This is a genomic window from Mycolicibacter senuensis, assembly GCF_002101885.1.
GTDB classification, from domain to species: Bacteria; Actinomycetota; Actinomycetes; order Mycobacteriales; family Mycobacteriaceae; genus Mycobacterium; species Mycobacterium senuense.
On the sequence record NZ_LQPS01000043.1, the window covers coordinates 237,880 to 264,138 of the forward strand.

The 26,259-nt window shown below is 69.9% G+C and carries 25 protein-coding genes; 18 read left to right on the forward strand and 7 right to left on the reverse strand.

Annotated elements, in window-relative coordinates; genetic code table 11:
* Positions 1 to 13 precede the first annotated feature (13 nt).
* Positions 14 to 916, reverse strand: coding sequence for a formyltetrahydrofolate deformylase (gene purU, locus AWC24_RS15425; RefSeq protein WP_085086359.1), 903 nt, complete (start codon positions 914 to 916; stop codon positions 14 to 16).
* Between the two features lie 142 nt (positions 917 to 1,058).
* Here purU and sepIVA point away from each other — a divergent pair, with 142 nt between their 5' ends.
* From sepIVA to mutM, 4 genes are read left to right on the forward strand one after another with little or no spacing between them, the layout of a single operon-like run.
* On the forward strand, positions 1,059 to 1,796 hold the full coding sequence (gene sepIVA / locus AWC24_RS15430; RefSeq protein WP_085086361.1) for a cell division protein SepIVA: 738 nt from the start codon (positions 1,059 to 1,061) through the stop codon (positions 1,794 to 1,796).
* A gap of 39 nt (positions 1,797 to 1,835) precedes the next feature.
* Positions 1,836 to 2,450 carry a YceD family protein gene (locus AWC24_RS15435; RefSeq protein WP_085086363.1) on the forward strand — a complete coding sequence of 205 codons (615 nt, stop codon included), beginning with the start codon at positions 1,836 to 1,838 and terminating at the stop codon, positions 2,448 to 2,450.
* Positions 2,447 to 3,139 (forward strand): ribonuclease III, encoded by a 693-nt coding sequence (gene rnc / locus AWC24_RS15440; protein ID WP_085086365.1) that lies wholly within the window; start codon positions 2,447 to 2,449, stop codon positions 3,137 to 3,139. The genes AWC24_RS15435 and rnc overlap by 4 nt, the downstream gene beginning before the upstream one ends.
* The gene (mutM, locus tag AWC24_RS15445; RefSeq protein WP_085086367.1) at positions 3,140 to 3,976 is read left to right on the forward strand and encodes a bifunctional DNA-formamidopyrimidine glycosylase/DNA-(apurinic or apyrimidinic site) lyase; all 837 of its coding nucleotides are present in this window, start codon (positions 3,140 to 3,142) and stop codon (positions 3,974 to 3,976) included. It abuts the gene before it with no gap.
* A gap of 6 nt (positions 3,977 to 3,982) precedes the next feature.
* Here mutM and AWC24_RS15450 read toward each other — a convergent pair whose 3' ends face one another.
* Both AWC24_RS15450 and AWC24_RS15455 read right to left on the reverse strand, forming a co-directional pair.
* Positions 3,983 to 4,756 (reverse strand): PIG-L deacetylase family protein, encoded by a 774-nt coding sequence (locus AWC24_RS15450; RefSeq protein ID WP_085086369.1) that lies wholly within the window; start codon positions 4,754 to 4,756, stop codon positions 3,983 to 3,985.
* A gap of 18 nt (positions 4,757 to 4,774) precedes the next feature.
* Positions 4,775 to 5,404: a DJ-1/PfpI family protein gene (locus AWC24_RS15455; protein WP_085086371.1), complete on the reverse strand. Its 630-nt coding sequence runs from the start codon at positions 5,402 to 5,404 to the stop codon at positions 4,775 to 4,777.
* A gap of 1,400 nt (positions 5,405 to 6,804) precedes the next feature.
* Here AWC24_RS15455 and AWC24_RS15465 point away from each other — a divergent pair.
* The 9 genes from AWC24_RS15465 to AWC24_RS15505 all read left to right on the forward strand — a co-directional run bounded on the left by AWC24_RS15465 (position 6,805) and on the right by AWC24_RS15505 (position 15,345).
* Positions 6,805 to 7,017, forward strand: coding sequence for a hypothetical protein (locus AWC24_RS15465; RefSeq protein ID WP_085086373.1), 213 nt, complete (start codon positions 6,805 to 6,807; stop codon positions 7,015 to 7,017).
* Between the two features lie 51 nt (positions 7,018 to 7,068).
* The gene (locus AWC24_RS15470; RefSeq protein ID WP_085086375.1) at positions 7,069 to 7,458 is read left to right on the forward strand and encodes a nuclear transport factor 2 family protein; all 390 of its coding nucleotides are present in this window, start codon (positions 7,069 to 7,071) and stop codon (positions 7,456 to 7,458) included.
* 49 nt (positions 7,459 to 7,507) lie between these two features.
* Positions 7,508 to 7,924, forward strand: coding sequence for an OsmC family protein (locus AWC24_RS15475; RefSeq protein ID WP_085087099.1), 417 nt, complete (start codon positions 7,508 to 7,510; stop codon positions 7,922 to 7,924).
* Positions 7,921 to 8,199, forward strand: coding sequence for an acylphosphatase (locus AWC24_RS15480; protein ID WP_085086377.1), 279 nt, complete (start codon positions 7,921 to 7,923; stop codon positions 8,197 to 8,199). The genes AWC24_RS15475 and AWC24_RS15480 overlap by 4 nt, the downstream gene beginning before the upstream one ends.
* Before the next feature lie 19 nt (positions 8,200 to 8,218).
* Positions 8,219 to 11,812 carry a chromosome segregation protein SMC gene (gene smc / locus AWC24_RS15485; RefSeq protein WP_085086378.1) on the forward strand — a complete coding sequence of 1,198 codons (3,594 nt, stop codon included), beginning with the start codon at positions 8,219 to 8,221 and terminating at the stop codon, positions 11,810 to 11,812.
* A gap of 35 nt (positions 11,813 to 11,847) precedes the next feature.
* Positions 11,848 to 13,131: a signal recognition particle-docking protein FtsY gene (gene ftsY / locus AWC24_RS15490; RefSeq protein WP_234807391.1), complete on the forward strand. Its 1,284-nt coding sequence runs from the start codon at positions 11,848 to 11,850 to the stop codon at positions 13,129 to 13,131.
* A 121-nt stretch (positions 13,132 to 13,252) separates the two neighbouring features.
* A complete protein-coding gene (locus tag AWC24_RS15495; protein WP_109560498.1) occupies positions 13,253 to 14,167 on the forward strand; it encodes a glycoside hydrolase family 6 protein in 915 nt (304 codons plus the stop codon).
* A gap of 11 nt (positions 14,168 to 14,178) precedes the next feature.
* Positions 14,179 to 14,898, forward strand: a complete 720-nt coding sequence (locus tag AWC24_RS15500) for an NUDIX hydrolase (protein ID WP_085086384.1) — start codon at positions 14,179 to 14,181, stop codon at positions 14,896 to 14,898.
* Between the two features lie 36 nt (positions 14,899 to 14,934).
* Complete coding sequence (locus tag AWC24_RS15505) at positions 14,935 to 15,345, forward strand: DUF4267 domain-containing protein (protein ID WP_085086386.1); 411 nt, start codon at positions 14,935 to 14,937, stop codon at positions 15,343 to 15,345.
* Between the two features lie 30 nt (positions 15,346 to 15,375).
* On the opposite strand, the gene AWC24_RS15510 is transcribed toward AWC24_RS15505, so the two are convergent.
* Both AWC24_RS15510 and AWC24_RS15515 read right to left on the reverse strand, forming a co-directional pair.
* Positions 15,376 to 16,470 carry a class I SAM-dependent methyltransferase gene (locus AWC24_RS15510; RefSeq protein ID WP_085086388.1) on the reverse strand — a complete coding sequence of 365 codons (1,095 nt, stop codon included), beginning with the start codon at positions 16,468 to 16,470 and terminating at the stop codon, positions 15,376 to 15,378.
* Positions 16,471 to 16,618: 148 nt separating this feature from the next.
* On the reverse strand, positions 16,619 to 17,395 hold the full coding sequence (locus tag AWC24_RS15515) for an SDR family NAD(P)-dependent oxidoreductase (protein ID WP_085086390.1): 777 nt from the start codon (positions 17,393 to 17,395) through the stop codon (positions 16,619 to 16,621).
* A gap of 207 nt (positions 17,396 to 17,602) precedes the next feature.
* On the opposite strand from AWC24_RS15515, the gene AWC24_RS15520 reads away from it, so the two are divergent.
* Both AWC24_RS15520 and AWC24_RS23110 read left to right on the forward strand, forming a co-directional pair.
* Positions 17,603 to 18,979: a PE-PPE domain-containing protein gene (locus AWC24_RS15520; RefSeq protein WP_234807392.1), complete on the forward strand. Its 1,377-nt coding sequence runs from the start codon at positions 17,603 to 17,605 to the stop codon at positions 18,977 to 18,979.
* Between the two features lie 64 nt (positions 18,980 to 19,043).
* The gene (locus tag AWC24_RS23110; RefSeq protein WP_133055732.1) at positions 19,044 to 20,564 is read left to right on the forward strand and encodes a hypothetical protein; all 1,521 of its coding nucleotides are present in this window, start codon (positions 19,044 to 19,046) and stop codon (positions 20,562 to 20,564) included.
* On the opposite strand, the gene AWC24_RS15535 is transcribed toward AWC24_RS23110, so the two are convergent.
* Positions 20,561 to 21,424 (reverse strand): enoyl-CoA hydratase/isomerase family protein, encoded by an 864-nt coding sequence (locus AWC24_RS15535; RefSeq protein WP_085087105.1) that lies wholly within the window; start codon positions 21,422 to 21,424, stop codon positions 20,561 to 20,563. The two genes, AWC24_RS23110 and AWC24_RS15535, sit on opposite strands and share 4 nt — an antisense overlap.
* Positions 21,425 to 21,447: 23 nt before the next feature.
* Positions 21,448 to 22,008: a TetR/AcrR family transcriptional regulator gene (locus AWC24_RS15540; protein ID WP_085086392.1), complete on the reverse strand. Its 561-nt coding sequence runs from the start codon at positions 22,006 to 22,008 to the stop codon at positions 21,448 to 21,450.
* Positions 22,009 to 22,149: 141 nt separating this feature from the next.
* On the opposite strand from AWC24_RS15540, the gene AWC24_RS15545 reads away from it, so the two are divergent.
* The 3 genes from AWC24_RS15545 to AWC24_RS15555 are packed head-to-tail and all read left to right on the forward strand — an operon-like array spanning position 22,150 to position 26,259.
* Positions 22,150 to 23,571: a phytoene desaturase family protein gene (locus tag AWC24_RS15545; RefSeq protein ID WP_085086394.1), complete on the forward strand. Its 1,422-nt coding sequence runs from the start codon at positions 22,150 to 22,152 to the stop codon at positions 23,569 to 23,571.
* 45 nt (positions 23,572 to 23,616) lie between these two features.
* Positions 23,617 to 25,179, forward strand: a complete 1,563-nt coding sequence (ffh, locus tag AWC24_RS15550; protein ID WP_085086396.1) for a signal recognition particle protein — start codon at positions 23,617 to 23,619, stop codon at positions 25,177 to 25,179.
* A complete protein-coding gene (locus AWC24_RS15555) occupies positions 25,180 to 26,259 on the forward strand; it encodes an amidohydrolase family protein (protein ID WP_085086398.1) in 1,080 nt (359 codons plus the stop codon). It begins immediately after the preceding gene.

A 26,259-nucleotide genomic window follows, 5' to 3' on the forward strand; every position in this document is an offset into this window, starting at 1 on the left:
GGGGGCCCTGCGGTCAGAGCACCACCGTTTCGTTGGCCACCCGGATCACCCGGTCCTGGCAGTGCCACTGCACCGCCCGCGACAACACCGCCCGCTCCACGTCGGCGCCCAGCCGCACCAGGTCGGTCACGCTGTGGGTGTGGTCGACGCGCACCACGTCCTGTTCGATGATCGGCCCCTCGTCGAGCACCTCGGTGACGTAGTGCGCGGTGGCGCCGATCAGCTTCACGCCGCGCTCGCGCGCCCGCTGATAGGGCGCCGCACCGATGAACGCCGGCAGGAAGGAGTGGTGGATGTTGATCAGCGGGCAGCCCACCGCGTCGATGAAGTCTCCGGTGATGATCTGCATGTAGCGCGCCAGCACCACCAGATCGACGTTGCCGCACAACAGCTGCAGTTGGCGCTGTTCGGCCTCGGCGCGGATGTCGCGGGTGGCCGGGATGTGGAAGAACGGCACCCCGAACGGACGCACCTGCTCGGCCAACTCCGGGTGATTGGAGATCACCATCGCCACGGTCATCTCCAGTTCGCCGCGACGGTTGCGCCACAGCAGGTCCAGCAGGCAGTGGTCGGCCTTGGACGCCATGATCGCCACCCGTTTGGGCTTGGCCGCCTCGGCGAAGCGGTAGTCCATCGCGAACCGTTCGGCGACCGTGGCGCCGAACCGCTGTTGCAGGTCGTCGATGGCGGCGGGCAGGCCCGGCAGGTGAAAGATCGCCCGTTGCACGAACGTGCCGTCTTCGGGGGCGGTCGAGTGCTGATCCAGCGAGATGATGTTGGCGCCGGCCTCGGCCAGAAAGGCACTGACCGAGGCGATGATGCCGTGGCTGTCGGGGCAGCGCAGCAGCAACCGTCCGATGTCCGCGGGCGGCTGGCCGTCGGTTCGCGGTGGACGCGGTGGATAGGCCTGAGTCATGACCGCCCTTCGCCGATCTGGATTTCAACGGGTCAGGCTACCGCTGAAGTGGAAGAGAATCCGACACACCGGGCGGATAACGCAGTCACACGCATAACAGAGGGCACACTAGTAACAACAACTATGCCTGGAGGGTGCTGCCGTGTACCGAGTGTTCGAAGCCCTTGACGAACTGGGCTCCATTGTCGAAGAAGCGCGTGGCGTGCCGATGACGGCCGGCTGCGTGGTGCCCCGCGGCGACGTCCTGGAACTGATCGACGACATCCGCGACGCGATACCCGGCGAGCTGGATGACGCCCAGGATGTGCTCGACGCCCGCGACTCGGTGCTCAACGAGGCCAAAGAACACGCGGAGTCGATGGTCAGCTCCGCCACAGCCGAATCGGACTCGCTGGTCAGCCACGCCCGGGCCGAGGCGGACCGGTTGCTGGCCGACGGCAAGGGGCAGGCCGACCGGATGGTGGCCGAGGCGCGCGCCCACAGTGAACGGATGCTCGGCGAAGCCCGCGAGGAGGCCGCCCGGCTGACCGCGACCGCCAAGCGCGAGTTCGAGACCGCCACCAGCCGTGCCCAGGCCGAATGCGACCGGTTGGTCGAGAACGGCAACGCCGCCTACGAGAAGGCGGTGCAGGAGGGCATCAAGGAGCAGCAGCGGCTGGTCTCGCAGAACGAGGTGGTGACCTCCGCGCGGGCCGAGGCCACCCGGCTGATCGACTCGGCACACGCCGAGGCCGACCGGATGCGCGGTGAATGCGACATCTACGTCGATGCCAAGCTGGCCGAATTCGAGGACTTCCTCAATGGCACCCTGCGCTCGATCAACCGCGGCCGTCACCAACTCCGCACCGCCGCGGGAACTCACGACTACGCAACTCGCTGACCCGCCGAGCCCGGGCCGATCGCTGCGTAGAATCGCGGCATGACCAGGCACCGCGACGCACGCACAAAGGCGACCCTGCCGGCACCTTTCGTGGTCAACGTCGCCCGGCTGGGCCGGCGCCCCGGCACGATGATGTCGCTGCAGGAGCAGCGGTCCAGCCCGGTCCGCATCGGTCTGGACCTGGTGGCGATTCCGCCGGACTCCGCGGTCCACCTGGATCTGCGGGTGGAGTCGGTCTCCGAGGGGGTGCTGGTCAGCGGCGTGGTCTCCGGGGTGACCACCGGTGAGTGCGCGCGGTGCCTGCAGCCGCTGACCGGCGACATCGAGGTCGAGCTGACCGAGCTGTTCGCCTACCCGGACAGCACCACCGACGCGACCACCGACGACGACGAGATCGGCCGGGTGGTCGATGACGCCGTGGACCTCGAGCAGGCGATCGTCGACGCGGTCGGGCTGACGCTGCCGCTGTCTCCGCTGTGTGCGCCCGACTGCCCGGGACTGTGCCCGGACTGCGGGGTGGCCCTGGCCAGCGTAGAGGGGGCCGAACCGGGCCATCACCACGAAAAGATCGACCCGCGCTGGGCCAAACTCGCCGAGATGGTGGGCCAGCAGCGGTCCCAGGGGGCTCAGTCGAGCGATGACGGTGAGCGGTGAGCCGTCCCCGGCAAGCAGTGCTCGACGCGCTCGGCGTGGACCTGCCCGACGACCTGCTCACGCTGGCCGTCACCCACCGCAGCTACGCCTACGAGAACGGCGGACTGCCCACCAATGAGCGCCTGGAGTTCCTCGGCGACGCCGTGCTCGGGCTGACCATCACCGACGAACTGTTCCACCGGCACCCCGACCGGCCCGAGGGCGACCTGGCCAAACTGCGCTCCAGCGTGGTCAACACCGCCGCGCTGGCCGATGTGGCGCGCGGGCTGACCGACGACGGCCTGGGCGCCCATCTGCTGCTCGGCCGCGGGGAGATCAACACCGGCGGGGCCGACAAGTCCAGCATCCTGGCCGACGGTATGGAGTCACTGCTGGGTGCGGTCTACCTGCAGCACGGCATCGACACCGCGCGTGAGGTGATCCTGCGCTTGTTCGGCCCGTTGCTCGACACCGCCGCGACCCTGGGCGCCGGCCTGGACTGGAAGACCAGCCTGCAGGAACTGACCGCTGCCCGCGGCATCGGCGTGCCGTGCTACCAAGTCAGCTCGACCGGGCCGGACCACGACCGCGAGTTCACCGCGATCGTGGTCGTGTCCGACACCGAATACGGATCCGGTGTGGGCCGGTCCAAGAAGGAAGCCGAGCAGAAAGCGGCGGCGGCGGCCTGGACGGCGCTGGACGCCGGGTAGATGCCGGAGCTTCCCGAGGTCGAGGTGGTGCGCCGCGGCCTGCACGCCCACCTGGTGGGCCGCACCATCGCCGGGGTCCGGGTCCACCACCCGCGTGCGGTGCGCCGGCACGAGGCCGGGCCGGCCGACCTGACCGGCCGACTGCTCGATGCCCGGATCGTCGGCACCGACCGGCGCGGCAAGTATCTGTGGCTGCTGTTGAGCACGGATGAGGCGCTGGTGGTGCACCTGGGGATGAGCGGGCAGATGCTGCTGGGCGACTTGCCCGACACCAAACACCTGCGAATCGCCGCGGTGCTCGACGACGGCACCAAGGTCAGCTTCGTCGATCAACGGACCTTCGGCGGCTGGCAGCTCACCGACTTGGCCGAGGTCGACGGCAGCGTGGTGCCGCTGCCGGTGGCGCATCTGGCGCGTGACCCGCTGGATCCGCGCTTCGACGCCGAATCGGTGGTGCAGATGCTGCGGCGCAAGCACTCCGAGATCAAACGCCAGCTGCTGGATCAGACCGTGGTGTCCGGGATCGGCAACATCTACGCCGATGAGGCGCTGTGGCGTGCCGGGATTCGCGGCACCCGGATGGCCGACGCGCTGTCCCGGCCCCGGTTGCGAGCGCTGCTGGAGGCCGCGGGGGCGGTGATGCGCGACGCACTGGCCGCCGGCGGCACCTCGTTCGACTCGCTCTACGTCAACGTCAACGGCGAGTCCGGCTACTTCAGCCGGTCGCTGGACGCCTACGGTCGCGAGGACGAGCCCTGCCGGCGCTGCGGGACGCGCATCCGGCGGCAGAAATTCACCAACCGCTCGTCGTACTACTGCCCGAAGTGCCAGCGCTGAGCTGTGTCACTCGAAGATGTCGCGGTAGATCCGCCCCGGCGGCAGGGTCGGGTCGATGAACCATTCCCGGCCGAACATCAGCCCGGCCACCTGCGGGGGAAGCCGCAGCAACACCGCGAACAGTCGCGCCGCCGCCGCATTGCCGCTGATCTGCGAACGATGCGCGGCGAACGCATCGCGCTTCTGTCGCGCGAACCGAAACACCTTGATACGGTGCGTGATCGCCGACCGCGGGGCGTACGCGGTGCGGGCCACCTCGAGCGGGTAGGGTGCCGGCAGCCGCAACAGCCGAGCGGTGCGCGCGACCCGCAGCAGCGACTCTCGGGACATCGTGGCCTCCAGCACGCGCGGGGTCGCCGCGAGCTCGGCGGCTCGTTTGCCGACGTGATGGACCTGGACGTGATCACGATGGCCGTAGCCGCCGTTGGCCTGGTAGCTCAACAGCAGATCCGCGCCTTCGTCGCGAAGGATCGCGGCCAGTTGCTGGGCCGCCCGCTCGGTGTCGGCGCGCCCGAACCTGACCCGGCCCGGCGGGTCGGGGTGGAACTGCGGTCCGAAACCGCTGTCGGCGTAACCGAGGCACTCCACCCGATGAACGCCGAGAATCTGCGCACTGGCGCGTAGTTCGCCGAGACGCTCGACGTCGTCGTCGCTGACGCGCCCGTCCGTAGCCACCACCAGAACCACCCGGTGGCCCTCGGCGGCCGCCCGCGCCAGCGTGCCCCCGGTCAGGATCGCCTCGTCGTCGGGGTGGGCGTGGAATGCGACGACCGTGGCCATGACAGGTCGGTTATTCCCTCAGCGCCGCAGCTGCGCCGCGCGGTTGCGCACCGCCTCGTCGGCCTTGGGCAGCGAGCCGCAGTCGAACGGCGGCTGCGGGTCGTACTCGATCATCAGCTGTGCCGCCTGGGCCGTCTCGGTGTCCACCAGCAGCTCGACCAGCCGCAGCGCCATGTCGATACCGCTGGAGACCCCCGCCGAGGTGAGAATCCGTTGCGGCAGGTGCTCGACCACGCGCTGCTCCACATAGCGAGCGCCCAGATGCTCCAGCAGCTCCACCGCGCCCCAGTGCGTGGTGGCGGTCAGGCCGTCCAACAGCCCGGCCGCAGCCAGCAGCAGCGAGCCGGTGCATACCGAGGTGGTGAACCTGGTGTGCGGGTGGACTCTGCGCAGCCAATCGAGCAGTTCGGCGTCGTCGAGCAGCACTCGGGTTCCGACACCGCCGGGCACGACGACGACATCCGGACGAAGCACCTCGTCGAACCGGGCGTCACAGGTGACCCCGAGCATCCCGTTGTCGCTGCGGACTTCGCCGTGCCGGTGACCGACGAAGACGATTTCGACTTCGGGAACCCGCTGCAGCACCTCGTAGGGGCCGACCGCATCCAGCGCGGTGAATCGGGCGAACAGTGGAATCGCGACCTGCACCGGGTGTCCTCTCGGCTGTCCAGCGAATAGTGTTGCGACAGCCACCGATGATAGACCGCCTGAGCTGAATCCGTCGGCGCCGTCACCGCACCGGTGCCGCCGGATCGAGCGTGACCAGGAGCCGAACGAGTTCCGCCTGCCGATGAATGCCGGTCTTTTCGAAGACATGCCGGAGGTGGGTCTTCACGGTCGCCAGAGACGGACAGCCTTTCGGCGATCGGGTTCAGGCCTTCGCCTCCCATCACCAGCAGGGCCACCTGCGCCTCGCTTCTGGTCAGACCGTACAGCCGCCGCAGCAGCATCGCCGGCGGTGCGGCTTCTCGCTCGGGATCGACGATGATGACCATCGAACGTCCGCTCACCGGCGCCGCAACGCAATTCGGGTGGACCGGCAGGACATGCACGACGTAGGGACGCCGACCGGAGCGCCGCGGACACAGAAATGATCCGCCCCAGGTGTCGCTGTCGGCCAGTTCGGACGCCCGGGCGATACTGCGCTGCAACTGGGCGTCGGCAGGCGGCGCGTCGGCCCTGATGCAGCCGTTCTCGATCCGCAACCCATCAGCTGAGCACAGCATCCGGTCGGCGGCGGCATTGGTGTAGACCGACCTGCGCCGTTCGACGATGACGATGCCGTGGCTGACGCTCTCACTGGCCTGGGCGAGGTCATCGCTTCGGTGATCGAGATCGTCGAGTCGGCCTTGTATCCGCAGCGCCTGCTGCAGGTGGGGGATGAGCAGGTGGGCCATCTCGACGTGCTCGGGGCTGTCGAATCGCTCCGGTCGCTTCACATTGGCGACGGCCAGGCTTGCCACTGGCGATCCGGAGGTGAGACGGACGAAGAGTCCGTCGTGCAGCCCGTTCGGGCGTGCCCAGTCGACTTGGAACTCACAATTCTGATACGGCCACATGAGCTCGGCGCCGGTACGAACCGCTCCCAACGGTCCGGCGTCGACGGCGCAGAGTACGTGATCCAGCCGTCCGTAGTGCTCCGTGTAGGTCTGTGCCGCTGCCGGCGGCATCTGTGCGTGCGCGAGCGTGTGCGAGCCGTTCGCGGAGAACACCAGCGAGGCGGTATGTGCATCGAAGGCACGCGCGATTGCGGCCACCGCGTCATCCCATTGCTCCGGTGCCAGCGCCGCGGAATAAATACCGGAGATCAGTTGTGAGAAATCATCGATCCGGCTCATCGCTGCCCTCGAAATCACCTACAGGCGTGTACATCCGGGCATGTTCACCGGTTGTGAGGTGCTGGGGATACCGCTGTCTTCATGCGGGAAAAGCGTACTCGGATCTCATCCGAACAGATGAGGTAATCGATTGCTCGAAATGCTTGCCTTGGTGATGCGCTCGCAGGTGGTTTCGGTCGGGAGATCACCGCTGTCGGAAGGAGGCAGCTCATGTCGCAGTTGGTCGTTCACCCAGGGATCGCGATGCCGTTCGATACCGTCGCTCGTCACCTGCGCCAACAGGGCCACATGCTTGTCGCGGCGTCGAGCAACGCGCTCAGCCGCATCCGCGCCAGGCTGCTCGAACACCGGGAGCTTTTCCCGCACCTCGAGCCGGCCTACTTCGAGAACGCGCGGATGATGCGTGAGATGTACCGGCTGTGATAGCGAAATACGGTCGGGGACAACAGAACACCCACGAAAGGAAGGCGAACAATGTCTCAGCAGAACATCGAGCTGGTCCGGGGCGGCTATCAGTCCTTCGCCAACGGCGACACTCAATCGTTGATGGCGCTCTTCGACGAGGACATCGAATGGGTGCAGCCGGGGGAGAGCGCGGTAAGCGGAACCTACCGGGGCAAGGCGGAACTCGGTGAGTTCCTCGTGGCATTGGCGGCGAAGGCGCCGAAGATCTCGCCGCGCCGTTTCCTGGCCGACGGCGAGACGGTCATCGTGCTCAGCGAGGCGTCCATCGGTGGCGAAACAGGCCACAGCGCCGAGGTTTACACTATCCGCAACGGCAAGACCGTGCAGGTCCAGGTGTACGGGGACACCGCGATGATGGAACGCCAATACGGCAGGAAGCCGGTCGCCGCCACGGGCTGATCGCCCCGCCGGCGTGGCGATGCGCCGGGTCGGCGGTAAGAATGTGCCCATGAGCAAACTGTGGGTGGAACGAACCGGGATCCGGCGCTACACCGGCCGCAGTTCGCGCGGTGCGCAGGTGCTGATCGGCAGCGAAGACGTCGATGAGGTTTTCACCCCCGGCGAACTGCTGAAGATCGCGCTGGCGGCCTGCAGCGGGATGTCCAGCGATGCCCCGCTGGCCCGTCGGCTCGGCGACGACTACCGGGCCACCATCTCGGTCAGCGGTCCGGCCGATCGCGAGCAGGAACGCTATCCGCTGCTGGAGGAAACCCTGGAGTTGGAGCTGTCGGTCCTGCCCGACAGCGACAAGCAGCGGTTGCTGACCGTGGTGCGCCGCGCCGTCGACCAGGTCTGCACGGTCGGTCGCACCCTGCAGGCCGGCACCGAGGTGCGCTTCGAGATCAAGGACGAGGACGGCTCGTGACCTCGACGGTGCGGCTCACCGCCTGGGTGCACGGGCACGTCCAGGGGGTGGGCTTTCGGTGGTGGACCCGGTCGCGGGCGCTGGAGTTGGGCCTGACCGGGTATGCGGCCAACCGCCCCGACGGCCGGGTACAGGTCGTCGCCCAGGGATCCCGGCCGGACTGTCAGCGGCTGCTCGACCTGCTGCAGAGCGGGGCGACTCCGGGCCGGGTGGACACCGTCGTCACCGATTGGGGCGCCGCCGGGGCGCCGATCGACGGATTCAGCGAACGCTAGACCGGTAGTCTCACACCCCGTGCACCTCAAGAGTTTGACGCTGAAGGGCTTCAAGTCCTTCGCCTCGCCGACGACTCTGCGCTTCGAGCCGGGCATCACCGCCGTGGTCGGGCCCAACGGCTCGGGCAAATCCAACGTGGTCGACGCGCTGGCCTGGGTGATGGGCGAGCAGGGCGCCAAGACGCTGCGCGGCGGCAAGATGGAAGACGTCATCTTCGCCGGCACGTCCTCCCGCGCCCCGCTCGGGCGCGCCGAGGTCACCGTCACCATCGACAACTCCGACAACGCGCTGCCGATCGAGTACGCCGAGGTGTCCATCACCCGGCGGATGTTCCGCGACGGCGCCAGCGAATACGAGATCAACGGTTCGAGTTGCCGGCTGATGGACATCCAGGAGCTGCTCAGCGACTCCGGGATCGGGCGCGAGATGCACGTCATCGTCGGCCAGGGCCGGCTGGCACAGATCCTCGAGTCGCGGCCCGAAGACCGCCGGGCGTTCATCGAAGAGGCCGCCGGTGTCCTCAAACACCGCAAACGCAAGGAAAAGGCGGTCCGCAAACTCGACGCGATGTCGGCCAACCTGGCCCGGCTGACCGACCTGACCACCGAACTGCGCCGCCAGCTCAAACCGCTGGGGCGCCAGGCCGAGATGGCGCGCCGAGCCGCCACCATCCAGGCCGACCTGCGCGACGCCCGGCTGCGGCTGGTCGCCGACGACCTGGTCACGCGGCAGACCGAGTTCGCCGGCGCAGGCGACGCCGAGGCGACGTTGCGCCGCGAACACGACCAGATCACCGAGCGGCTGACGGCGGCCGCCGACGAGTTGACCGCCCACGAGTCCGCGGTCGCCACCTTGACGCAACGCGCCGAGGCCGCCCAGCAGACCTGGTTCTCGCTGTCGGCGCTGGCCGAACGGGTCAGCGCCACCGTGCGCATCGCCAGCGAACGCGCGCAACACCTCGACGAGGAGCCGATCACCAGCGGCGGCGTCGACCCCGACGCGCTGGATGCCGAGGCCGAGCAGGTGGCCGCCGCCGAGCAGCAGCTGCTGGCCGAACTGGCCGACGCCGGCACCCGGCTGGAAGCTGCCCGCGCCGAGTTGGCCGAACGCGAACGCCGCAGCGCGGAGGCCGAGAAGGCGCATCTGGCCGCGGTCCGTGCCGAAGCCGACCGTCGCGAGGGCCTGGCCCGGCTGACCGGGCAGGTGGAGACCGTCCGGGCGCGCGTCGAGTCGATCGACGCCCACGTGGCGCAGTTGTCGGGGCGCATCGAGGAGGCCGCCGCGCGTGCCCAAGCCGCCCAGGCGGAGTTCGAAACCGTGCAGGGCCGGGTCGGTCAGCTCGACCAGGGCGAGGTCAGCCTCGACGAGCAACACGAGCGGACGGTCGCCGCGCTGCGGCTGGCCGACGAGCGGGTCTCCGAACTGCAGGCCGCCGAACGTGGCGCCGAACGACAGGTGGCCTCGCTGCGTGCTCGCATCGACGCCTTGTCCATGGGGCTGGAACGCCGCGACGGCGCGGCCTGGCTGGCCCAGAACCACGGTGGTTCGGGGCTTTTCGGGTCGGTCGCCAAGCTGGTCAAGGTGTGCTCAGGGTATGAGGCGGCGCTGGCCGCGGTGCTCGGGTCGGCCGCCGACGCGCTGGCCGCGGAGAACGCCGGTGCGGCCCGCGCGGCGCTGCACGCGCTGAAGAGCGCCGACGGCGGGCGGGCCGCGATCGTGCTCGGGGACTGGCCGCTGCCGCCGGCTCCCGAACAGCGCGCCGCCCTGCCCGACGGCGCGCAGTGGGCGCTGGACCTGGTCGAGGCCCCCGACCGGCTGCGCGGCGCGATGACGGCGATGTTGTCGTCGGTGGCGGTGGTCGCCGACCTGCCCGCGGCGCTGGAGTTGGTGACCACCCGTCCGGGGGTGCGGGCGGTGACTCTCGACGGCGATCTGGTCGGCGCGGGCTGGGTGAGCGGCGGCTCGGACCGCAAGCCGTCCACCCTGGAGATCACCAGCGAGATCGACAAGGCCCGCACCGATCTGGCCGGCGCCGAAACGCAGGTCGGGCAGCTCAGTGCCGCCCTGTCCGGCGCCCTGACCGAGCAGGCCGCCCGCCAGGACGCCACCGAGCAGGCGCTGGCCGCGCTCAACGAATCCGACGCCGCGATCGCCGCAACCCACGAGCGGCTGGGCCGGCTGGGCCAGGACGCCCGCGCCGCCGAGGCCGAGTGGCGCCGCCGGCTGCGGGAACGCGAAGAGCTGGAGGCCGGCCGGGCGCAGACGGTCACCGAACTGGGGGAGTTGGAGACTCGGCTGCGCAACGCCGAGCAGGACCAGCCGACCGCCGCTGCCGAGCCGGTGGACCGGCAGCAGATCGCGGCCGCCGCCGAGGCGGCCCGCAGCGTCGAGGTGGAGGCGCGGCTGGCGGTGCGCACCGCCGAGGAACGCGCCAACGCCGTTCGGGGCAAGGCGGATTCGCTGCGCCGGGCCGCCGCCGCCGAACGCGAGGCGCGGGTGCGCGCCGAACGGGCCCGCGCGGCCCGGGCGCTCGCCGCGACCACGGCGGCCGCGGTGGCCGACGCCGGGACTGCGTTGGCGCGGCGCCTGCAACTGGTGGTGGCAGCGGCGTCAGGCATCCGAGACGGGCTGGCCGGCGAACGCCAGCAGCGGGCCGCAGCGATGGCCGCCGTCCGCGACGAGGTGAACTCGCTGAGCACCCGCATCACCGCACTCACCGAGTCGCTGCACCGCGACGAGGTGGCCAAGGCGCAAGCCGCACTGCGCATCGAGCAACTCGAGCAGACGGTGCTCGAACAGTTCGGGATGAGTTCGCAGGATCTGATCGCCGAGTACGGTCCCGATGTTCCGTTGCCGCCGACCGAACTGGAGATGGCTGAGTTCGAGCAGGCCCGCGCCCGCGGCGAGCAGGTCACCGCGCCGGCCCCCATGCCCTTCGACCGGCCCACCCAGGAGCGCCGGGCCAAGCGCGCGGAGCGTGAACTGGCCGAGCTGGGCCGGGTCAACCCGCTCGCGCTGGAGGAGTTCGCGGCACTCGAAGAGCGCTACAACTTCTTGTCCACCCAGCTCGAAGACGTCAAGGCGGCCCGCAAAGACCTGCTCGACGTGGTCGCGCAAGTCGACACCCGCATCCTGCAGGTGTTCACCGACGCCTACACCGACGTCGAGCGCGAATTCCGCGACGTGTTCGCGGCGCTGTTCCCGGGCGGGGAGGGCCGGCTGCTGCTGACCGATCCGACCGACATGCTGACCACCGGCGTCGACGTCGAAGCCCGCCCGCCTGGCAAGAAGGTCAAGCGGCTGTCGCTGCTGTCCGGCGGCGAGAAGTCGCTGACCGCGATCGCCATGCTGGTCGCGATCTTCCGGGCCCGCCCGTCGCCGTTCTACATCATGGACGAGGTCGAGGCCGCCCTGGATGACACCAACCTGCGTCGCCTGCTGGCGCTGTTCGAGATGCTGCGGGCGCGTTCGCAGCTGATCGTGATCACCCACCAGAAGCCGACGATGGAGGTCGCCGACGCGCTGTACGGCGTCACCATGCAGGGCGACGGGATCACCGCGGTGATCTCCCAGCGCATCCGCGGGCAAGAGCTGGTCTCCAGCCAGGCCTGAACACCGCCGGGGCGGCTACTGCCACAATGGCGGGCGTGTCGTCTCAAAGTCTGTGGATCATCGCCGGCGTCCTCGCCGCCCTCGTTCTCCTCACCGCCGTGATCCTGGGCCTGGTGCGTCACCGCCGCCGGCGCATCAGCCTGTCCGCTCCGCAGCGCGAGAGCCTGGACCGATCGGGTGGCTACGCCGCGTCCTCGGGCATCACCTTCAGCCGAACCGAGCTGTCGCCCGAGCCGCCGGCCCCGGTCATCGGGGACGACGCGACCATTCCGCGCGACGCTCCCCGGCGCACGATCACCGACGTCGAACTGCCCGAGACGCCTCCCGAGACCGCGGCCCCGCCGATCGTCGATGACACCTTCGAAGCCGGCCTCGAGCCGGAGCTCGAGCCGGACATCGAGCCGGTTGAAGGCCGGATGCAGCGGCTGCGCGGCCGGTTGGCCAAGTCGCAGAACGCGTTGGGACGTAGCATGCTCGGGCTGCTCGGCGGTGGTGACCTCGACGAGGACTCCTGGCAGGACGTCGAGGACACCCTGCTGGTGGCCGACCTGGGGCCGGTGATCACCGACGCGGTGGTCACCCGGCTGCGGGAAAAGCTGGCCGGCGGTCAGGTGCGCACCGAAGCCGACGCCCGCACCGTGCTGCGCGACGTGCTGATCGGCGAGCTGCAGCCCGCGCTGGACCGCTCGGTGAAGGCCCTGCCGCACGACGAGCACCCGTCGGTGCTGCTGGTGGTCGGCGTCAACGGCACCGGCAAGACCACCACCGTCGGCAAGCTGGCCCGGGTGTTGGTGGCCGACGGCCGACGGGTGGTGCTGGGCGCGGCCGACACCTTCCGTGCCGCCGCCGCCGACCAGCTGCAGACCTGGGCGGCGCGGGTGGGTGCCGAGGTGGTGCGCGGTGCCGAGGGCGCCGACCCGGCCTCGGTCGCGTTCGACGCCGTCGACAAGGGCGTCTCGTCCGGTGCCGACGTCGTGGTCGTCGACACCGCCGGCCGGCTGCACACCAAGACCGGCCTGATGGACGAACTCGGCAAGGTCAAACGGGTGGTGGAACGCCGTGCCTCCGTCGACGAGGTGCTGCTGGTGCTCGACGCCACCATCGGCCAGAACGGGCTGGCGCAGGCCCGGGTGTTCGCCGACGTCGTCGACATCACCGGGGTGGTGCTGACCAAACTGGACGGCACCGCCAAGGGCGGCATCGTCTTCCGGGTGCAACAGGAGCTGGGGGTGCCGGTCAAGCTGGTGGGCCTGGGCGAGGGGCCGGACGACCTGGCGCCGTTCGAGCCGGCGGCCTTCGTCGACGCGCTGCTGGGCTGAGCGCGCCACCAGCGATCGTGACCGGCCTGTTACCACCGATCGGCGCGTGAGGTAATTTTTTCATGTGCTCCCCTCAGCATTTGGCGCAGTAGCGCGCTGCCTCCTCCCGTTCCTGGCCGTCATGGCCCTCGCCGGCGCCGGGCCGGCCCTGGCCGACGGCGACAACCCGCTGGCCGGGATGCCGTTCTACGTCGACCCGATCTCGAAGGCGATGCATGCCTCCAACGCCCAGCCCGACAGCGCCGAACTGGCCCGGGTCGCCAACACGCCGCAGGCGTACTGGCTCGACCAGGCGTTCGGGGTCGGTTCCGTCGGAGCCACGGTGGCCCGCCACACCGGCGCGGCCGCTGCGGCCGGCGCCATGCCGGTGCTGGTGCTCTACGCCATCCCGCACCGCGACTGCGGCAGCTATGCGGCCGGCGGCTTCTCCTCCGGTGCGTCCTACCGCGCCTGGATCGACAGCGTCGCCGACGGGATCGGCGGCAACCCGGCCGCGATCATCCTGGAACCCGATGCGCTGGCGATGGCCGACTGCCTCTCCGGAGACCAGCGCCAGGAGCGCTTCGACCTGATCAGCTACGCCGTCGACACGCTGGGGCGCAACCCGGCCACCGCCGTCTACGTCGACGCCGGGCACTCGCGCTGGGTCAACGCCGGTGAAATGGCCAACCGGCTCAACCAGGCCGGGGTGGCGCGCGCGCGGGGCTTCGCCCTCAACTCCACGAACTACTTCACCACCGAAGAGCAGATCGGCTACGGCGAAGAGATCTCCGGCATGACGGGCGGCAAGCACTACGTCATCGACACCTCCCGCAACGGCGTCGGGCCTGCCGAAGGCGATCCGTTCGGCTGGTGCAACCCGAGTGGACGGGCCCTCGGCACGCCGCCGACCGCCGACACCGCCGGCGCGCACGCCGACGCCTACCTGTGGGTCAAGCGGGTGGGGGAGTCCGACGGCAGTTGCGGCGCCGGCGAACCCGCCGCCGGGCACTTCGTCAGCGAGTACGCCATCAACCTGGCGCGCAACGCCGGCTGACCGATCACGCCGTGAGCATCGGCTACGACGAGGCGCTGCGGGACCGGATCCGGGCCCGCCTGGTCGCGCACGACCGCCGCGTCGTGACGGACCCGTCGAAGCGGCATGCGGCCGTCGCGGTGGTGCTGGTGGACTCCGAGACCGGCGAAGACCGGGTCGACCCGGCCCCCGTGGACGACTGGATCGGTGGGCGGCCCATGCCGGAGGCGGGCCTCGACGGCCGCATGGTCGACGTGTCGGGCGGAGCTGCTTTCCTGTTGTGCCGCAGAGCGTCCCGTCTCACCTCGCACGCCGCGCAGTGGGCGCTGCCGGGCGGGCGGCTGGATCCCGGCGAAACCGCGGTCGACGCTGCGCTGCGGGAGCTGGACGAGGAGGTCGGTGTCGGGCTGCCCGGCTCGGCCGTGCTCGGTCTCCTCGACGACTACCCGACCCGCTCGGGATACGTCATCACCCCGGTGGTGGTCTGGGGCGGTGGGCGACTCGACCCGCAGCCCGCGCCCGACGAGGTGGTGGCGGTCTACCGGGTGGGCCTGCACCAATTGCAGCGTGCGGACTCCCCGCGCTTCATCACCATCCCGGAGAGCCCGCGTCCGGTGGTGCAGATCCCGTTGGGCAACGACCTCATTCACGCGCCGACGGGTGCGGTGCTGTTGCAATTGCGGTGGTTGTGCCTAGAGGGTCGAGGAGACCCGGTCGATGAACTGGAGCAACCCGTCTTCGCCTGGAAATAGCTGCGGGCACCCCTGGCCCGCCCTAGGCTGCGGTCCATGGTGATGGACCGCGCCGCGCTTGCCGCCGGCAGCATTCGGCTGGCCTCGGGAGTCTCATTCCTGGTCGATCCGCTTCGGGCGAACCGCATCTGGGGGGAGCCGGACGACCCGGGGCCGTCGGCCCGGCTGCTGCTGCGGTCGATGGGCTACCGCGACGCCCTGATCGGGGGCCTGTTGCTGTACTCGGGATTGCGTGGCCGAGACACCCGCGGCTGGTTCCTGGCGTCCGGTGGTGCTGACGCGGCCGACCTGCTGGGCGGGATGAGCGTGCACGCCGACCTCAAACGCGGCCAGCAACTCATCGGCCTCGGCGGCGCGATCCTCGGCATCGGTGTGGGCCTCTGGGGCGCCGCGCGGCGGCCGGGGCGATCGGGCCCGGCACCGGCGGAGATCAGCTCGGCCGGTTGAGGGCGGGGGAGCGCGCGGGCGCCATCCCGATCACCGCTTGGTGGCGATGTAGTAGTAGTTCGACGGGTCCTCGGCGATCTCGGTGAACACCACATCGGCGAAGCCGGCGTCGGCCAGCATCGACATAGCCAGCTGGCGGCCCCACATGGTGCCCAGGCCGGCGCCGTCCAACGCCAGCGAGACCGGCATGCAGTGCATCAGGGACACCGTGTACCGGTAGGTGTTCGTGGCGACGCCGACGTTGTCCTCCAACCGGCTCGACGCCTTGGCGTCCGCCATCAGCAGGATGCCGCCGACGCGCAGCGACCGGTGGATGTTCTCCAGCACCCGCGCCGGCTGCGCCTGATCGTGGATGGCGTCGAACGCGGTGACGAGGTCGTAGGCGCCGGCACGGTCGAACGTGGTCAGGTCGCTGCTCTCGAATGTCGCATTCGTCAGGCCCCGCTGGGCGGCTTCCCGGCTCGCCCGTGCGATGCCCTCGGCCGAGAAGTCGATGCCGGTGAACCGGCTGTTGCTGAATTCCTGCGCCATGACGTTGACGGCATGGCCGCTGCCGCAGCCGAAATCTGCGACGTCCGCGCCGGCTCGCAGGCGTTGCGGCAATCCCTCGACGAGCGGCAACACCACCTCGACAAGTGCGGTGTCGAACACTTCGCCGCTCCGCTCGGCCATCACGGTGTGAAAGCGGGGATATTCGCTGTAGGCCAGCCCGCCACCGTCGCGGAAACACGACAGCACCTGCTGTTCGACCTCGCCGAGCAGCGCGATGTACTGCGCGACGCGCGCCAGGTTGGCGGGGCCGGCCGCACGGGTCAGCACCGCCGCGCGGTGCTCGGGCAGGCGATAGGTCGCCGTCGCGGGGTGGTAGTCGACGACACCGGCGACGGTCATGCCGCCCAGCCACTCCCGGACGTAGCGTTCGCTGAGCCCGGCGGCGTCGGCGATCTGCACGCTGGTCGCCGGTGCGGGCAGGGCGACCATGGCGTCGAACAGGCCGCTTTGATGGCCCAGGCTCAGCAGCAATGCCAGGCTGGCGGCATCGAGCGCATCGGTGACCCGATCGGCGAAGGCGCCGGTGTCCTCGGTGGATTCCGTCGGTTGGCCTCCGGCCGCTGGTGTCGTCACCGTGCCCCTTGAAAATTCACTGCGGCCGCAGACCGCATGTCGTCACAGTCGAGTCCCACGGTAACGAACGGGGCCGCGGGCTGAGGTGACCGATGACCGACGGAGAAGGCCCCCGTCGCAACGGGGGCCTTCTCGCTCAGCGGTGCGACTACTTGGGGGGCATCCGGATGCCACCGTCCACCCGGACGACCTCGGCGTTCATATAGGAGTTGGTGAGCAGCTCGACCACCATCGACGCCAGCTCATCGGGTTTGCCGAGCCGGTGCGGGAACAGCACCGACTCGCCGAGCTTGGCCTTGAAGGCCTCCGATGCCTCGCCCTCCCCGTAGATCGGGGTGTCGATCAGACCGGGGGCGACGGTGTTCACGCGGATCCCGACGGCCGACAGGTCGCGCGCGACCGGCAGGGTCATCCCGACCACGCCGCCCTTGGACGACGAGTAGGCGGCCTGCCCGATCTGACCGTCGAAGGCCGCCACGCTGGTCATGTTGACGATCGCGCCCCGCTCGCCGGTGTCGGTGAGCTCGTTGCGGCTCATCGCGGTGGCCGCGATGCGGATGCAGTCGAAGGTGCCGATCAAGTTGATCGCCAGCACCTTGCGGTAGGCGTCCAGGTTGTGCGCCGACTCGAATTCGCCGTCCTTGCCGATGGTGCGCTGGGCCCAGCCGATGCCGGCGGAGTTCACCAGCGCCCGCAGCGGACCCAGGTCGGCGGCGGTGTTGACCGCGTCGATGATCTGCTCGGTGTTGGTCACGTCGACGGTGACGAACACACCGCCGATCTCGTGGGCGAGCGCCTCCCCCTTGTCGGCCTGCAGGTCGGCGACGACGACCCGGGCACCCTTGTCGGCCAACTGGCGGGCAGTAGCCGCGCCGATTCCTGATGCGCCACCGGTGACGATCGCGCTTGCTCCAGTTATATCCACGCCGGACACTTTACGCGGACGATAGTCCGCCGAAGTTTCGGGCGCGGTGAAATGGCCAAAATTATCATCACGCCTCAATAACGCAAGTTATGTCAGTTTGGCTGGCTTTCTGCGGTTCTCCTGACTAAAACTGTTGCGCGTGATGTAATTTCGGTTGCAGTTCCGCATCGTGTTGGTGACATGTTCGAGGGCTTTCAGGGAGTTTCCATGGCTGATACCACAGCGATGTCGGGCTTGCGGGGCGCAGGGTCGCCTCGCCATCTGCGTGCAGTCCTCGCTGCCATAAGCGTCTTCGTCGCGCTCGCCGTGGTGGTCGGTGTCAGCGGTGCGACGTCGCCCTCGGCGGCGGCGTCCTCAGCCGTCACCGGGGCACTTGAGGTCCAGCTGGCCGCCTCCGACGATGTCGCCGCGGCAGCCAGCGGAGGCACCGCATTCGTGATGGGCGGCAGCGGTATTCCGTTGCCGTCGGACGGATACGTCAACGCCGCCGACATCATGTACTTGCAGCCGCACGGCTTCACCGGGACGGCGGAGTCGCTGTTCACCCCCCAGCTCTACTTTCCGGGCAACGTCTCGGAAGTCCAAGGGGCGCAGATCCTTGCCGCAGCGATCAACGAACAGATCGCCACCGGCCAAGCCGGCCCCGACAACCCGGTGTACGTGTTCGGCTATTCGCAGAGCGCGGCGATGTCCTCGATGACGATGGAGCAGCTCTACCACCAGGGCGTGCCGGCTGAGGACGTCCACTTCGTACTCGTCGGAAACGCCGCGAACCCCAACGGCGGCATTGTCGAAATGCTCAACTTCTGGGGCGGCAACCTCAGCTTTTGGAACGGAATGACCCTTGGTCATCCGACGCCGGACTACTTCACCACCGACGTCTACACGATGGAATACGACGGCTACGCCGACTTTCCCCGCTACCCGCTGAACCTGCTGTCGACGCTCAATGCCATCGCCGGCATGTTCTTGACCCATATCGGATATTTCGGGTTGAGCGACGAAGACATCGCGAACGCGATCGCGTTGGAGACCACCGACCCCGACAGCCTGACCAACTACTACATGATCCCGTCCGAGACTCTGCCGCTGTTGGATCTGTTGCGGCTCAACCCGGTGTGGGGCAGCCCGCTGGCGGCCCTGTTGGAGCCCAGCATGCGGGTGCTGGTGAACCTGGGTTACGGCAGCCTCACCGAAGGCTGGAACCAGGGGCCGGCCAACGTGCCGACCACCATCAGTTGGGACCTGCTGCCGAGCAACATCAGCTGGGCGGACATCAACGCCGCGCTGAGCAACGCCTGGACCGAAGGGGTTCAGGATGCGATCAAGGAACTGCAGGATCCGAACACCTACTTCCTGGGCGGATTCATGGCGGAGGAACCCTTCTCGACAGTCTGGAACGCCGCCCAACGCGTCTACTTCGACATCCAGGACCCGACTTCGCTGTTCGGAGGCTCGGCGATGGCCACCGACCCGGCGGACACGTCGGACGTCACCGACTCCCTCGGTTCGCTGCTGGACGGCAATCCCGACCTGTCCTGGATCACCGACCTCCTCGGCCTGGACATGATCACCGCCGCCTGAGGCCGATTCGGCCCGCCACCACGCACTAGTCCACACGGATTTGTCCCAGAAAGGTCTCCGGAAAATGAACCGTCGTCATCGCCGCGGAATCGGCAAGCTTGGGGTCACCGCAACCGAACGGTTGTGCCGGGCGGTGGGCGGCGCCGCAGCGGCCCTGGCCCTTGCGCTGACCCCGATGGCGACCGCACCGTCGGCGCAGGCGGATTTCGACTTCCTGGACCCCGGCAGCTGGTTCGACCCGTCGGTGTTCGAGCCGGTCGATGTCGGCATGGCCGTTGCCGATCCGATCGACATCGGCCCGGCCGACTTCGACATGTTCTCGCCGGGCGACTGGTCCGAGCTCTACCACGAGAGCTTCTACCTGCCGCTGCACAGTGCGATTCAGGTCTGGATGCACGACGCGGGCAACCAGCTCACGATCGATCTGATCAACACCCCGTGGGTGCTGATGTTCGGCCGGGACCTCATCGGTGACGGCATCGACGGATTCGCCGGCACCAACACCTCGCTGTTCGGCTGGCTCGGATTCGGCGACCTCGGCGACGGCGGATTCCTGTTCGGTGACGGCGGCACCGGTGTGGCCGGCGTGGCCGGTATCAACGACGGTATGGGCGGCGTGGGCGGCGACGCCGGAATGTTCGGCAACGGCGGCGCGGGAGGTGAGGGCGCGGCCGCCTTCCTCGGCGTCAACGGCACCGTCATCGAGGCCGGCGACGGCGGTCAGGGTGGCTCCGGTGGCTGGTGGCTCGGCGACGGCGGCGTCGGCGGCCGGGGCGGCACCGGCTTCTACGACACCTTCGACGGCAACGAATTGGTGACCCACGACGGCGGCAACGGCGGTGAGGGCGGCGACGCGCTGGCCGCCTGGGGCTTCGGCGGGGCCGGCGGTGTCGGAGGGTCCGGCTGGGCCGGGGTCAACAACACGGAGATCACCGCGTTGAACGGCGGCAACGGCGGCACCGGCGGAGTCGGTGGGAGCGCCGGCTGGTTCCTGGGCGACAGCGGCGACGGCGGTGCCGGCGGGTCCGGCGGCACCGGTGCGGCAGGCGCCACCGGGACCGCATCCCAGCCCAGCGGCGGCCACGGCGGCAACGGCGGCGACGGGGGCCAGGCCGGGCAGGCCGGTGCCAGCAACGCCTGGATCGGTCAGGCCGGTCAGGCCGGTGATGACGGCGACGGTGGCGCAGGCGGTGCGGGTGGCGCCGGTGTGAACAACCCGATGGGCACCGGGGGCCAAGGCGGCAACGGCGGCGCGGGTGGAGCCGGCGGCATCGGCTCGACCGGCGGGAACGGCGGCGCCGGCGGAGCCGGCGGAACCGGCGGCAGCGGGCGATTCGGCGCCGACGGCGGAAACGGTGGAAGCGGCGGGGCAGCGGCCGACCAGGTGGACAGTTCCGGTGGGCGAGGCGGCGCCGGCGGGGCCGGCGGCAACGGTTCGATCGGTCCCGGCGGTGACGGCGGCAACGGCGGCGGCGGCGGCTCCACCGGCGGCGCCCCCGGCGCCCCGGGACTCCCCGGTGATCCCAACGACGGCGGCACTGGTGGCGCCGGCGGTGCGGGCGGGGCACCCGGCACGCTGAACTAGCCGGGTCGACGCGGCGGGTCCCGGTGCCCGGCCAACATGGTGTGCACGTTGTCGGCGAACGCGGCGGTGCTGAAACAGACCGGTTCGGCGAACTCCTCGAGCGTCATCGCCTCCTGCCAGCTGGCATCGGCCGCCGCGCGCAGCAGTGGTTTGGTCATCGCTGTGGCGTGGGAGGGCAGCGCCGCGACCCGTGAGCACCAGTCGTCGGCCGCGGTCAGCAGCTGATCGTGAGCGACGACCTCGTGCACCAGACCCAGCCGGTGCGCGGTGTGGGCGTCAATGGGCTCGCCGCGCAGGTAATAGGCCAGCGCGCCCTGATATCCGAGCCGGCGGGTCAGGGCCCAGCTGGTCCCCACCTCCGGCAGCAGCCCGAGCCGACCGAACGCGGGCACGATCACCGCCCGGTCGCCGGCGATGGTCAGATCGCAGGTCAGCGCCCAGGCCAGGCCGACACCCGCGGCGGCGCCGTTGAGTGCGGCGATGAAGATCGTGTCCGAGGTGGCGATGAGCCGGGCGACACCGCCGAATTCGCGGCGGATCCACCGCCAGACGTCGGCGACGCCCTCCGGGGCCGGATCGGCTCGCCGTTCGGTGACGGTGGCCATCATCTTCAGGTCGCCCCCGGCGCTGAACCCGGGGTCCGCGCCGGTCACCACCACCGCGCGCACCTGCGGGTCGCCGTCGAGGGTGGTCAGCGCGCGCCGCAGCTGGCGCACCAGCGGCGCGGACAAGACGTTGAGCCGGTCGGGTTCGTGCAGCGTCACCACCGCCCGGTCGCCGCGGTGCTCGACGCGGACCCGCTCGGGTGCGTCCGGGTCGTCTCCCTCGGCGACCAAGCGGTCGTACAGGGATTCGGTCATCTCGCCTCCTTCTTCCAGCTCTGCTAGGCCCGCAATGCCGCCCACGCCGCGTCGGCGAAGGTTCTGACGGCACCGCGCGGCAGTCGCGCTGACCCGCCGGCCAGCCAGTGCCGGCTGAACTCCTGCGCCGGCCCGAACCACAGCGCGGCCGTGATCGGGGTCTGGATGGGCCGCAGCGCGCCGTAGCCCTGATGTGGACGCCACCAGTCGTGAACCGCGGCGAAGAACAGCGCATTGGACTGGCGCAGCGACGGGCTGTCGAGTCGATCGCCCAACAACAGTGCCGCTTCGCCGCGATGCGCCGCCACCCAGCGCAGGTGGTGTTCGACGCCCCCGCGAATGCCGCCCTCGGCGGTTGCGTGCCCCCGAAGCATGGTGACGAAACCGTCCTGGTATTCGGCCATCACCTGGGCGTACACCGCGGCCGCCAGCGCGGCCTTGTCCGGGAAGTGGTGGTACAGCGCGCCCACGCTCACACCGGCTTCCCGCCGCACCTGCTCCAGCGTCGCGGTCAGCGCGCCGGTGGCCCCGAACCGCTGCCGTGCCGCCGTCAGCAGTTTCCTTCGCGCGTCAGGTGCTACCACGAGAAATACTCTAGCTATACCGAGGAAGACTCGGTAGAGGCGCTCAGCTGTCTTCCTGGTCTCCGGCGCACGACGATGGGTACGCTCCGGGGAGCATGTCCGCACCCTGGTTGGTTCCCCGATGACGTCGGCGGTGTCGGCGTGAGCACCGCGGTGGTGGTGGGCGCCGGGCCCAACGGACTGGCCGCCGCCGTCACCCTGGCGCAGCACGGCGTAGCAGTCACCGTGCTGGAAGCCGCCGACGAGATCGGCGGGGGCACCCGCAGCAGCGAGGCGATCATGCCGGGCCTGCTGCACGACCACTGCTCGGCGATCCACCCGATGGCGGTCGGATCCCCGTTCCTGTCCGGACTGGACCCGGCGCGATACGGCTTGGAGTGGCGCTGGCCGCAGGTCGACTGCGCCCATCCGCTCGACGACGGCAGTGCCGGGGTGCTGTACCGCTCGGTCGAGCAGACCGCCGCCGGCCTGGGCCGCGACGGCGGCCGCTGGCGAGCCCTGTTCGCCGGGCCGGTCGCCCGCTTCGATGCGCTCAACGACGGCATCATGGGGCCGCTGCTGCGACTGCCGCACCATCCGTTGGCGCTGGCCCGGTTCGGCGCACCCACTGTGCTGCCCGCCTCGGCATTGGCGCGCTGGTTTCACACACCGCAGGCGCGCGCGTTGTTCATCGGCGTCGCCGCCCACGCGTTCCGGCCCCTGCACTACCCGATGACCTCGGCCATCGGACTGGGGATTCTCACCGCCGGGCACCGGCACGGTTGGGCGGTCGCCGCCGGCGGGTCACAGGCGATCGCCGACGCCATGGTGGCAGCCCTGACCGAACTGGACGGCGTCATCGAAACCGGGGTTCCGGTCGAGTCCGCAGCCCAACTGCCGCCCGCGGACGTGACGCTGTTCGACCTGGCGCCCGAGGCGGTGGCGCGCATCCTCGGCGATCGGTTGCCGCGGCGGGTGGCGCGCGCCTACCGGCGGTTCCGGCGGGGGCCCGGTGCCTTCAAGGTCGATTTCGCCGTCGAGGGCGGGGTGCCCTGGACCAACGCCGACGCCCGGCTGGCCGGCACCGTGCACCTGGCGGGGACGGCCGGGGAATTGGCCGCCACCGAACGCGATGTCCACGCCCGGCGGATGCCCGAGCGGCCCTTCGTCCTGGTCGGCCAGCAGTATCTGGCTGACCCGCAGCGATCCGTCGGCGACATCCATCCGGTGTGGAGCTATGCCCACGTGCCCCATGGCTACACCGGCGACGCCACCGCGGCGATCATCGCCCAGATCGAGCGGTTCGCGCCGGGGTTCCGCGACCGCGTCGTCGGCCAGACCGTGCGCACCACCACCGACCTGGCGGCCCACAACGCCAACTTCGTCGGCGGCGACATCATGACCGGAGCAAAAGACCTCCGCCAGTTGACGTTCGGTCCGCGCGTCACGCTCTCGCCCTACGACACCGGGATCCCCGGAACCTACATCTGCTCGGCGGCCACCCCGCCGGGCCCGGGTGCGCACGGCATGTGCGGAGCCAATGCCGCACGTCTTGCGCTGCGTCACCTCCAGTTGGCGCGGTAGCAGCCCTCGCCGGAATTGACGCCGAGTCGCGGCTAGGCTGGCTGCGTGTTCGAATCGCTCTCCGACCGGTTGACCGGTGCGCTGCAAGGGCTGCGCAGCAAGGGACGTCTCACCGACGCCGACATCGACGCCACCGCGCGCGAGATCCGGCTGGCGCTGTTGGAGGCCGACGTATCGCTGCCGGTGGTGCGGGAATTCATCGGCCGGATCAAGGACCGCGCCAAGGGGGCCGAGGTCTCCGGTGCGCTCAACCCGGCCCAACAGGTCGTCAAGATCGTCAACGAGGAGCTCATCGGCATCCTCGGCGGTCAGACCCGCACGCTCGCGTTCGCCAAGACCCCGCCGACGGTCATCATGCTGGCCGGCCTGCAGGGCGCCGGTAAGACCACCCTGGCCGGCAAGCTGGCCACCTGGCTGCGAGCCCAGGGCCACACCCCGTTGCTGGTGGCTTGCGACCTGCAGCGACCGGGCGCCGTCAACCAGTTGCAGGTCGTCGGCGAACGAGCCGGGGTCGCAGTGTTCGCGCCCCATCCGGGGACCTCGGCCGCCGGTGCCGCCGATGCCGCGCCGGGGGATCCGGTCGCCGTCGCCGCCGACGGTCTGGCCGAAGCCAAAGCCAGGCACTTCGACGTCGTCGTCGTCGACACCGCGGGCCGGCTCGGCATCGACGAGGAGATGATGGCCCAGGCCGCCGCCATCCGCGACGCCGTGCAGCCCGACGAGGTGCTGTTCGTGCTGGACGCGATGATCGGCCAGGACGCCGTGGCCACCGCGGACGCATTCCGCGAAGGCGTCGGTTTCACCGGTGTCGTGCTGACCAAGCTCGACGGCGACGCCCGCGGCGGTGCGGCGCTGTCGGTGCGGGAAGTCACCGGCGTCCCGATCCTGTTCGCCTCCACCGGGGAGAAGCTGGAGGACTTCGAGGTCTTCCACCCGGACCGGATGGCCAGCCGCATCCTGGGCATGGGCGACGTGCTGAGCCTGATCGAGCAGGCCGAGCAGGTCTTCGACGCGCAGAAGGCGGAGGAGGCCGCCGCCAAGATCGGCACCGGCGAGCTCACCCTGGAGGACTTCCTCGAGCAGATGCTGGCCATCCGCAAGATGGGCCCGATCGGCAACCTGCTGGGCATGCTGCCCGGCGCCGGCCAGATGAAGGACGCGCTGGCCGCTGTCGACGACAGCCACCTGGACCGGCTGCAGGCCATCATCCGCGGTATGACCCCCGCCGAGCGCGCCGACCCGAAGATCATCAACGCCTCCCGGCGGCTGCGCATCGCCAACGGCTCCGGGGTTGCCGTCTCGGAGGTCAACCAGCTCGTCGACCGGTTCTTCGAGGCCCGCAAGATGATGTCGTCGATGATGGGCGGCATGGGACTGCCCGGGATGGGCCGCAAGAGTGCCACCCGGAAAGCCAAGGGCGGCAAGGGTAAGGCGGGCAAGAAGGGTAAGAAGCGGGGGCCGACGCCGCCGAAGGTGCGCGGTCCATTCGGTCCGGGCATGCCGGCCGGATTCCCTGACCTGTCACAGCTGCCCGAAGGACTCAACGAGCTGCCTCCCGGACTGGCCGATTTCGACCTGTCCAAGCTGAACTTCCCGGGTCAGAAGTAATTGGTCTACCACGTTCGCGGCCGCGGGCTGCCCGATGAAGAACCGGTCGAGTACTGGATCGCCGACGGCCGCATCAGCCTCGAACCTGTCGAGGGCGCCGAAACCGTCTTCGGCTCTTCCGGCTTTCCGGGCTGGATCATCCCCGGCCTGGTCGATTCGCATTGTCACCTGGGCATCGGAACCGGTGGACCGGTCGGGCTCGACGAGGCGATCGACTACGCCGAGACCGAACGCCGCGCCGGGGTGCTGCTGCTGCGCGATCCCGGGGTGCCGATCGACACCCGCAGCCTCGACGACCGCGACGACCTGCCGCGCGTCGTCCGCGCCGGCCGGCACCTGGCGAAGTCCAAGCGCTACATCCCCGGCCTGGCCATCGACGTCGACGACGAGTCCCAGCTGCCGGAGGCGGTGGCCGAGCAGGCCCGCGCCGGCGACGGCTGGGTGAAGCTGATCGGGGACTGGATCGACCGATCGGTGGGAGACCTGGCGCCGCTGTGGTCCGACGAGGCGCTCACCGCGGCCATCGCGGCCGCGCACGCCAACGGCGCGCGGGTCACCGCCCACGTGTTCGGTGAGGACGCGCTGCCCGGCCTGATCAACGCCGGCATCGACTGCATCGAGCACGGCACCGGCATCACCGACGACATCATCACGCTGATGCTGGCGCACGGCACCGCGCTGGTGCCGACCCTGATCAACATCGACAATTTCCCCGGAATCGCCGATTCGGCCGCCAAATACCCGACTTACGCCGCGCACATGCGCGCGCTGCACGACTCGTCCCGCACGCGACTCAGCGCCGCCCGGGAAGCCGGAATCCCGATCTACGCGGGCAGCGACGCCGGCGGCATGGTCGCCCACGGCCGGATCGCCGATGAGGTGGATGCCCTGACCGGGATCGGACTGAGCGCCACCGAGGCGCTGGGCTCGGCGTGCTGGGACGCCCGGCGCTGGCTGGACGCGCCGCTACTGGAGCACGGCGCCCCGGCCGACCTGGTGTGCTTCGCCGACGACCCGCGCACCGGGCCGGATGTGTTGCGGAGACCCGATCTGGTGATGCTGCGCGGCCGGGTGTACTAG